We start from the raw sequence: 9,853 nt of genomic DNA on the forward strand, positions 1-9,853 counted from the left end.
TTTTGATATAATATAGAAAAATAATTAACACTTTAGGAGGTAGGACTATGAATATAAATAGTAAAATAAAGATGAACACTGGTAACGGCATTTACCAATTTGGATTAGGTGTTTGGAGAAGTGGTGAAGAAACTAAAGAAGCAGTTCTTGCAGCATTAAAAGCAGGTTATAGACATATAGATACAGCAGCTGTTTATAAAAATGAGGAAGCTGTTGGAGAAGCAATAAAAGAAAGTGGAATTCCAAGAGAAGAATTATTTATAACAACTAAGTTATGGAATCAAGATATGAGAGATGAAAAAGTAATGGAAGCTTTTGAAACTAGCTTAAAGAAGCTTGGTTTAGACTATGTTGATTTATATTTAATACACTGGCCAGTTAAGGATAAATATATTAAATCTTATAAGGTTATGGAAGAAATTTATAAAAGCGGAAGAACAAAAGCAATAGGAGTTTCAAATTTCAAAACACACCATTTACAAGATTTATTAGATAATACAGAAATTGTTCCAGCCGTTAATCAAATGGAGTTTAACCCTCAAATGCAAGATAATGATATATTAGAAATGTGTAAAGAAAAAGGGATAGTTTTCGAAGCATGGTCACCACTTGGTTCAGGTGCTTGCTTAAATAATAGTGAAATAATAGAAATAGGTAAAAAGTATAATAAGTCAGCTGCACAAGTAATAATTAGATGGTTACTACAAAAAGGAATAGTAGTATTCCCTAAATCTGTGCATGAAAATAGAATTAAAGAAAATGCTGATGTATTTGATTTTGAATTAACTAATGAAGAAATTGAATTAATGAATGGTATGAATAAGAATCTTAGAACAGGTTCAGATCCAGATACATTTAATTTCTAATAATATATTGACTTATTTAATATCTATGGTAAAATAATGATAATTTAAAATTGTGAATATAGAATACTTCGTATAATCCTAATAATATGGTTTAGGGGTCTCTACCAAGAACCAATAATTCTTGATTACGGAGAAATCATTTATTTTTGATTTCTTCGTGATCAGGAATTTTTTTATACATTTTTATATATTATCTTTACTTTAAATTTTATTAAATAGAGGAGTGATTGTATGGATATTAACAAGTTACCAAAAGTAGAATTACATTGCCATTTGGACGGAAGCTTAAGAGTTGAAACTGTAATAGAGCTTGCTAAAAAAGAAGGAATAGACTTAGATAGTTATGAATACGATTATGTTAAAAATTTATTGACAGTTGGAGAGACCTGCAGCTCTTTAGATGAGTATTTAGAAAAGTTTGATCTTCCTAATATGGTATTACAAACTAAAGAAAATTTAAGAAGAGCCTCCTTTGAACTATTAGAAGATGCAGCAAAGGAAAATATCAAGTATATAGAAATACGATTTGCACCAATTTTTCATATTAAAAATGGTCTTAAATTAGAAGAAATAATTGAAAGTGTTATTGAAGGAATTAGGGATGCAGAAAAAATTTATGAGATAAAAGGGAATGTAATAGTTTCTTGTATCAGAGGGCTAGATATAAAGCATGTATATGATACTATGGAAGCAGGCTCTAAATTCTTGGGAAAAGGTGTTGTGGCAATAGATTTAGCAGCTACAGAAAAAGAAGATTTCGTATATGAATATGTAGATGCAATGAAATTAGCTAAAGAAAAAGGTTTTAGAATTACTATCCACGCTGGAGAAACAGGCTTTGGTAAAAATGTAAGAGATTCAATAAAGCTTTTGGGAGCTGAAAGAATAGGACATGGTGTCTTTATATATAATGATGAAGAAGCCTATGATTTAGTTAAAAATCTAGGAGTTACTTTGGAGATGTGTCCAAAGAGTAATATTGACACAAAAGCTGTAAATTCATATTCTAATCACCCTATATATAACTATCATAATGATGGTATAAAGGTAAATATAAGTACTGATAACAGAACAGTTTCTAATGTAACATTAAATGAAGAAACTAATAATGTTTTAAAGACATTTAATATAACTTCAGATGAATATAAAGAAATATATATAAATAATGTACAAGCATCCTTCTGCGATAATAAAACAAAGGAAAAATTAATTGAATTTATTAATTACTAATTGAATTTACGTATTATTTTAAAATTTCTCCATAAAATAAATATAGAAGTGTTTTAAGGAGAAAGAAAATGAAGTGCAAGAGGTTATTTAATTTTGAAATAATAGGTGTATTTATAATTTTTGCTTTAGGTGCATTATGGCATTCCCTATATAACTTATCAAATGAAAATATAATTGTAGGACTTATAGCACCAATAAATGAAAGTATGTGGGAGCATTGGAAACTTGGATTATATCCAATTTTGATATATTCACTTGTAGAATATGCTTTTGTAAAAAATGAAGCAAATAACTTTTTATTTAGTAAATTTGTTTGTATTGTAGTATTTGAAATTGTTTGCTTTTCAATAACTGCTTTATGGAGTTTTTTCTTCAAAGATCTTGGAGCAACAACTGAAATGATAGTAGACATAGTGGCTTATTTATTAGGAATACTAATAGGGCAAACAGTATCTTATATAATAGGATGTATAACTTTACCTAACAAAAAGTTAAGATATATTGCCTTAATGGGGATATTTCTTCATGTTATAGTATTTATAATTTTTACCTTTAAACCTCCTATGCAAGAATATTTTAAAGACGAAAGAACAGGAGAGTATGGAATTTATAAAATGAAGGATTAAATTAATAAAACTATATAACAACATAAAATATGACTTCCAAATTTTTAGGGCCTCAATTGAGGTCTTTTTAATATTTATATATATTTTAAAATTATTTCAAACAAAGGAGACTAAATATGAGAATAAGAATTGGTTATGTAGCAATTTCAAAGGTGTTGGGTAAAAAAGTAACTAGCTCTAGTACTGTTACTTTTACTAATTATAGTAAAATTTTTTCTGAAGAAAAAAGGCTAGAAAAGTTAAAAACAGTAACATTATCAAATTTAGCAGATCTTCAAGAAATATTAAAATATAATATAGAAAAGGAAATACATTTTTATAGAATAACCTCTGCCTTAATTCCATTAGTAACTCATCCAGAGGTTGGATATTGGGGACATAGAGAAATATTTAAAAAGGATTTTCAGTACATAGGAAAGCTTATTAAAGAATCTAATATGAGAGTTGATACTCATCCAGATGAATTTAATGTAATAAATAGCACAAATTCTAAGGTTGTAGAAAATACCCTTATAAATTTACAAAGGCAAGTTGAATGGTTTGAAGATATGGATTATAAAGAAGGAAAGATGGTAATTCATGTAGGTGGAGCTACTGGTGGAAAAGAAGCAGCTTTAAAAAGATTTATAGAGAATTTTAATACNTGAAAAAGATTTATAGAGAGTTTTAACACCTTCCCTAAGAATATAAGAGAAACCCTTATAATTGAAAATGATGATAAAACCTATACAGCGAAAGAAACTTTAAGCTTATGCAAAGAGTTAAATATTCCAATGGTTTTAGATATACATCATCATAATTGTAATAATAATGGAGAAGACATTAAAGATTTATTAGAAGATATATTAAATACATGGAACAATGAAAAATTACCTGCTAAAATGCATTTTTCTTCTCCAAAAGATAAGACCTTAGTTGATAAAGTTGATAAGAAGCATTCTGACTTTATAGATGTACATGACTTTATAAATTTTCTTGAGACATTAAAGATATTTAATAGAGATGTAGATATAATGCTGGAATGTAAAGAAAAAGATGTAGCTTTATTTAAACTAGTTAATGAAATAATTGAAGTAAAACCAGAGTTTAAGTGGAGTGATAAAACTACTTTAGAAATATAATATTACTTTACATATATATAAATAAATAAAGGTCATAAATTTAATATTATGTGAATAAATACAAGTGAGAAGCTATTTTACTTGTATTTTTTTATTTACTAATAATAAAAATTATAAATCTTGAGTATTTTCTTTAATAAAAAGGCATAATATAATTATCTTTACAAAAGAACGTATGTTCGATATAATTGATTTAGGGATTTCCAAGGGAGGGATATATTTGAAAGTTGTTGCTAAACCAATACAAATGATAGCATGGTTTAATAAGGATGGTTCTATTAATCCTCTTAAGTTTAAGCTAGATGAAAATGAAGTTACAGTAATAAAAATAGAAAAGATATTAAAAAGGGAAAAGGAAAGATTAGCAGGTAGTATAATGGAAAAATTCCTGTGTAGTAGTTGTATAAATGGGCAAGAGAAATTATATGAAATAAAATATGATTCAAGCACTTATAAATGGATACTTTTTAAGTATTAGATTGGAGGGAATATCTTGGATGAAAGAATAGTATTTCATATAGATGTTAATTCAGCATACCTTTCATGGACAGCTATTAGAATGTTACAACTGGGAGAAACTACAGAAGATATTAGAAAAATTCCTTCTATTGTAGGTGGAAATAGAGATGAAAGACATGGAATTGTCCTAGCTAAATCTATACCAGCCAAAAAATACGGAATAAAAACAGGAGAAACTATTGTAGAAGCTTTAAAGAAATGTCCAAACTTAAAAATATTTAGACCTAATTATAAGCTATATGTAAGTTGTAGTAATGCTATGTATAACCTTCTTTATGAATATTCACCCATAATACAAAGATATTCAGTAGATGAAGTTTTTATGGATATGAGTCATTATAAAGAAATTTATATGGAAAAAGCATTAGAAATAAAAAATAGAATAAATAGGGAACTTGGATTTACTGTTAATATAGGAATAAGCAGTAATAAGCTACTGGCAAAAATGGCTAGTGATTTTAATCCTAAGGATTCAATACACACATTATTTAAAGAAGATATAAAAGATAAAATGTGGCCACTTCCTATAGAGGATTTATTTATGGTAGGAAGAGCAACTAAAAGAAACTTAGATAAATTAAATATATGCACTATTGGAGACTTAGCTAATTTTGATTTAGATTTACTTAAAAGTGTTTTTAAAAGCCATGGTAAAGTAATATATAACTATGCAAATGGAATAGATGAATCCTTAGTTAGAAAATATAATTATGTAGATGTTAAAGGAATAGGGAATTCAACTACTATAGCTTGGGATATAACTACTAAAGAGGAAGCACTAAGAGTAATTTTATCTTTAACTGAATCTGTTGCTAGTCGGTTAAGAAGTAATGAAAGCTTATGTAAAGTAGTAGCCATATCAATAAAAGGATTCAATTTTGAAAAATACATTCATCAAAAGACATTAGAAAATTATACAGACTCCACAGAAGAAATATTTGCAGAATTAACTAAAGCCTTTGAAGAGTGCTGGAGAGGTGAAGCCATAAGACAAATTGGAGTTAGAGTAACAAAGCTATGTAGTAATGAATTTTTTCAAAGTTCATTATTTGATAATAAGGCAATAGAAAAACAACGTGCTTTAGATAAGACTATAGATTCTATAAGAAATAGATATGGAAATAATTCAGTAATAAGATCAACCTTTCTTCATTCTGGAATAAAGGCTATAAATGGAGGTAATGGAGAGGAAGATTACCCAATGATGGGAAGTATTTTATAAGCCCTAAGAAATTATATATAAATATTAATAAGAAATTAAGTATTAAAAATCTTAACAATATAAAAGGTATTGTTAAGATTTTTTTGTAACAAAATTAAATTTCCACCATAACATATAGATATATATCTATATATCATCTTATAGTAGCACCTATATAAAGAAATATATTAAAGGGACATAGATACTTCTCTATATTGGTGTAAATGTAAGAGATTTTGTTGGAGGTTTATTATGGAGAATAACTATGAAATAAATGCAAAGATTTTTAAGGCATTATCTGATGCTAATAGACTAAAAATATTGGACATTTTATCTTGTGGCGAAAAGTGTGCTTGTGATTTACTTGAGAATTTTAATTTTACTCAGCCCACACTATCTCATCATATAAAGGTCTTAACTGAGTGTGGATTAGTATTATCAAGAAAAGAAGGCATATGGAATTATTATAAATTACATACCACTAATGCTAACAGATTAATTCTAAATTTAATGAATATCATTACTGATACTGAAGAATGTATCTGTAAGCAAAAGGAATGTGTATGTAAAAATAAATAAATTCTTTGTACTAGCAAGTAGAAAGATAAAAAGGAGAATGCGTTATTATGAAAAAAATGATTATTTTTGATCCTGCAATGTGTTGTTCAACAGGAGTTTGTGGTCCATCTGTTAATCCAGAGCTTTTAAGAGTTTCAACAATACTAAATAACTTAAATAGTAATGGGATATTAGTTGAGAGATATAACTTAACTAATAATCCTCAAATCTTCGTTGATAATAAAATAATAAATGAATTATTGATGAAAAGAGGAGTGAATATACTTCCAGTAATAATGGTTGATGGGAAAATTGTAAAAATGGGTAGCTATCCTACCAACGCTGAATTTTGTACTTTATTAGAAATATCTCCTGAATTATTAAAGGCTAAAGTGAAAAATTCCGGTGGATGTTCTTGTAATGGTGGCTTTTGTTAATAAAAGGGGTGATATAAATGTATAAAAACTTTGATATAAAAAATTTAAATTTAACTAAATATCTATTTTTCACTGGAAAAGGTGGAGTTGGAAAGACTTCAACAGCCTGTGCAATAGCTGTATCACTAGCAGATGAAGGAAAAAATATAATGCTTATTAGCACTGATCCTGCTTCTAATTTACAAGATGTTTTTAATACAGAGCTAAATAATAAAGGTACTAAAATACAGGATATCCCAAATTTAACTGTTGCAAATTTTAATCCAGAAGAAGCAGCAGCAGAATATAAAGAAAGTGTTATAGCACCTTATAGAGGTAAATTACCAGACGCAGTTTTAAATAATATGGAAGAGCAACTTTCAGGCTCTTGTACTGTTGAAATAGCAGCTTTTAATGAATTCTCTTCATTTATTACTAATAAAAAAGTAGCTGATGAATTTGACCATATAATCTTTGATACAGCACCAACAGGTCATACATTAAGAATGCTTCAATTACCTTCAGCTTGGAGTAATTTTATAAATGAAAATACTCATGGAGTATCATGCCTAGGACAATTATCAGGACTTGAAAGTAAAAGGGAAATATATAAAAATGCTGTTTATAATTTGGCAGATGAAACTAAGACAACTCTTATTCTTGTATCAAGACCAGAAACAGCTACATTAAAAGAAGCTGAAAGAGCATCAAATGAATTAAAAGAAATTGGCATAAGAAATCAAATATTGATTATAAATGGAGTTCTAGAAAATCATGATGATAATTTATCTAATGCTTTATATGAAAAACAAAGAAATGCACTGAATAATATCCCCTGGGGATTAAAAAATATTGAAACTTATAAAATACCTTTAAGACCTTATAATATTACAGGTATTGAAAATGTAAGAGCCTTCTTAAAAGATAATAATATAGAAATAAAGGCTAATAAAATAAATACAAGCACAGTTCCTAAATTAAATAAAGTTATAGAATATCTATTTGATAGTAATAAAAAAGTTATTTTTACCATGGGAAAAGGGGGAGTAGGTAAGACAACAATAGCAGCTGCAATTGCATTAGGACTTTCTAAGAAAAGTAAGAAAGTACATTTAACTACAACAGACCCAGCTGCTAATTTACAGTTTGTAATTGATGAAGGGTATGGAATAACTTTAAGTAGAATTGATGAAAAAGAAGAACTCAAAAAATATAAGGAAGAAGTTTTAAGTAAAGCAAGAGAAACTATGAGTGGTGATGATATTGAATATATTGAAGAAGACTTAAGATCACCTTGTACTCAAGAAATTGCAGTTTTTAGAGCCTTTGCTGAAATAGTAGAAAAATCAGAAAATGAAATTGTAGTTATTGATACTGCACCAACAGGTCATACGCTATTACTTTTAGATTCAACTCAAAGCTATCATAGGGAAATTCAAAGATCAGAAGGTGATATACCTAAATCCGTTAGAAATCTCTTACCTAAATTGAGAAATGAAAAAGATACAGAAGTTATAATTATAACTTTAGCTGAAGCTACTCCAGTATTTGAGGCCATGAGGTTAGAAAAAGATTTAAGTAGAGCTGGTATCAACAGCAAATGGTGGGTAATTAATTCTAGTCTTTATGCTACTAATACAAGTAATGAAATATTAAAAGCAAAGGCAAGTAATGAAGTAATATGGATAAATAAAGTAAATGACATAGCTAAAGGCAATTTTGCTTTAATTGAATGGAAAGCTGAAGAGGTAAAGGGTAATAATTTATTAGAACTTATTAATTAATTATAAAGATTTATATAAAAAACTTAATAGCTATTCTAGTAAATCTATAAGGTATATTATTCTTAAGTTCAGCAGATACTATATTAAAGAATTTAATTAAAAGAAAGGAGATATAGTATTTATGAAATGGGAATATAAAGCTATTGTAGTAAGCTCAATAAAAGGCTTAGGGAATTCTGAAGAACTTCAAAAGGAACTTAATAGTTATGGAGCAGAAGGCTGGGAACTAGTAGGATTTTTAAGAAAACCCCCTGAAGGAGTAGGTTGGATTCCAAAGCAAGATGAGGGCTCAGTAATATTTAAAAGAGAAATTGCTTAGATATAAAAAGTTCATAAATAAAAGAATTCTATTTCAAGTTGATTAATAATTTAAAATAGAATTCTTTTTATTTTCCAGGAATTCATAAAAATATTATCTTATTATAAACTTTAATAGTATAATTATTTTTATGCTAAATATTTAAAGATAAATAGAAAAGAGGAATATTTTTGAACAAAGAAAAAATTTATACTAATAAGATAAATATAATTTTTATAGCAATAATTTGTACATTTTTATGGGGAAGTGCTTTTCCATCTGTTAAAGTGGGATATGAACTTTTTAATATAACAAGTAATGATGTAGGTGGAAAGCTTATATTTGCTGGATACAGATTTTTCTTAGCAGGAATTTTTGTACTTATATTACAAATAATAATGAAAGAAAATATATTTGATTTAAAAGCTAAAGATTTAAAAGAAATCACTATATTAGGAATTGGACAAACTACCATTCAATATATATTCTTTTACTTAGGAATGACTTATACAACAGGTGTAAGAGGTTCCATTGTAAATGGAACAGGTACTTTCTTTAGTATTATATTAGCTCATATGGTATACAAAAATGATAAACTGAATTTTAATAAAGTATTAGGCTGTATAGTTGGATTTGCAGGGGTTGTACTTGTAAATCTTGGTGGTGGAACTTCAGTTTTAAAGGGGGGATTTTCCTTTAGAGGAGAGGGCTTTATAATGATTGCAGCCTTTATGCTTTCAGTTTCATCATTATATAGCAAAAAAATAAGTCAAAACAAAGATGCTTATACTGTAACAGGATATCAGTTAGCTATAGGAGGCTTAGTTTTGACTGTAATTGGATATATCTTAGGGGGAAGCCTTACAAACTTTACAATAAAATCAGCTTCCCTATTAATATATATGGCTTTATTATCAGCAATAGCCTTTGCATTATGGTCACAGCTTTTAAAATATAATAAAGTTGGGGTAATTTCAGTCTTTAATTTCTTAATACCTGTTTTTGGAACAATATTATCAGCAATAATACTTAAGGAAAATATCTTCGATATAAAAATATTAATAGCCTTAATATTAGTATGTACAGGCATTTACCTAGTATATAAAAGAAAAGATATCAAATCATAATAATCTGATAAAAGCATTAGTAGTATTAAATTGAATAAATGTAATAATTAGTATATAATATTATTAGGTATATTTAAGGGGAGGGGTTAAAATGAAAAAATATAAAG

10 protein-coding genes, 1 pseudogene and 1 riboswitch are annotated in these 9,853 nt (G+C 27.4%); all 11 genes and pseudogenes read left to right on the forward strand.

Features of this window, described 5'->3' with window-relative positions:
- Positions 1 to 47: 47 nt before the first annotated feature.
- The 11 genes and pseudogenes from HUJ77_RS06960 (at position 48) to HUJ77_RS07010 (ending at position 9,746) form a co-directional block, all read left to right on the forward strand.
- On the forward strand, positions 48 to 866 hold the full coding sequence (locus HUJ77_RS06960; RefSeq protein WP_291707855.1) for an aldo/keto reductase: 819 nt from the start codon (positions 48 to 50) through the stop codon (positions 864 to 866).
- Positions 867 to 914: 48 nt separating this feature from the next.
- Positions 915 to 1,014: riboswitch (purine riboswitch) on the forward strand.
- A gap of 83 nt (positions 1,015 to 1,097) precedes the next feature.
- Entirely contained in the window at positions 1,098 to 2,096 is a 999-nt protein-coding gene (gene add, locus HUJ77_RS06965; RefSeq protein ID WP_291707856.1) for an adenosine deaminase, read from the forward strand.
- Between the two features lie 68 nt (positions 2,097 to 2,164).
- Positions 2,165 to 2,722 carry a DUF6512 family protein gene (locus HUJ77_RS06970; RefSeq protein WP_291707857.1) on the forward strand — a complete coding sequence of 186 codons (558 nt, stop codon included), beginning with the start codon at positions 2,165 to 2,167 and terminating at the stop codon, positions 2,720 to 2,722.
- Between the two features lie 116 nt (positions 2,723 to 2,838).
- A pseudogene (uvsE, locus tag HUJ77_RS06975) lies at positions 2,839 to 3,843 on the forward strand (UV DNA damage repair endonuclease UvsE).
- A gap of 220 nt (positions 3,844 to 4,063) precedes the next feature.
- Complete coding sequence (locus HUJ77_RS06980) at positions 4,064 to 4,321, forward strand: hypothetical protein (protein WP_291707858.1); 258 nt, start codon at positions 4,064 to 4,066, stop codon at positions 4,319 to 4,321.
- Positions 4,322 to 4,336: 15 nt separating this feature from the next.
- Positions 4,337 to 5,584: a DNA polymerase IV gene (locus tag HUJ77_RS06985; RefSeq protein ID WP_291707859.1), complete on the forward strand. Its 1,248-nt coding sequence runs from the start codon at positions 4,337 to 4,339 to the stop codon at positions 5,582 to 5,584.
- A 231-nt stretch (positions 5,585 to 5,815) separates the two neighbouring features.
- Positions 5,816 to 6,142, forward strand: a complete 327-nt coding sequence (locus HUJ77_RS06990) for a metalloregulator ArsR/SmtB family transcription factor (RefSeq protein ID WP_291707860.1) — start codon at positions 5,816 to 5,818, stop codon at positions 6,140 to 6,142.
- 47 nt (positions 6,143 to 6,189) lie between these two features.
- Positions 6,190 to 6,558: an arsenite efflux transporter metallochaperone ArsD gene (gene arsD, locus HUJ77_RS06995; protein ID WP_291707861.1), complete on the forward strand. Its 369-nt coding sequence runs from the start codon at positions 6,190 to 6,192 to the stop codon at positions 6,556 to 6,558.
- Positions 6,559 to 6,575: 17 nt separating this feature from the next.
- Complete coding sequence (gene arsA / locus HUJ77_RS07000; RefSeq protein ID WP_291707862.1) at positions 6,576 to 8,321, forward strand: arsenical pump-driving ATPase; 1,746 nt, start codon at positions 6,576 to 6,578, stop codon at positions 8,319 to 8,321.
- A 121-nt stretch (positions 8,322 to 8,442) separates the two neighbouring features.
- The gene (locus HUJ77_RS07005; protein ID WP_291707863.1) at positions 8,443 to 8,640 is read left to right on the forward strand and encodes a DUF4177 domain-containing protein; all 198 of its coding nucleotides are present in this window, start codon (positions 8,443 to 8,445) and stop codon (positions 8,638 to 8,640) included.
- Between the two features lie 170 nt (positions 8,641 to 8,810).
- Positions 8,811 to 9,746: a DMT family transporter gene (locus HUJ77_RS07010; protein ID WP_291707864.1), complete on the forward strand. Its 936-nt coding sequence runs from the start codon at positions 8,811 to 8,813 to the stop codon at positions 9,744 to 9,746.
- The last annotated feature ends 107 nt before the right edge of the window (positions 9,747 to 9,853 follow it).

This window comes from Clostridium sp. (assembly GCF_021443865.1).
Lineage (GTDB): Bacteria > Bacillota > Clostridia > Clostridiales > Clostridiaceae > Clostridium.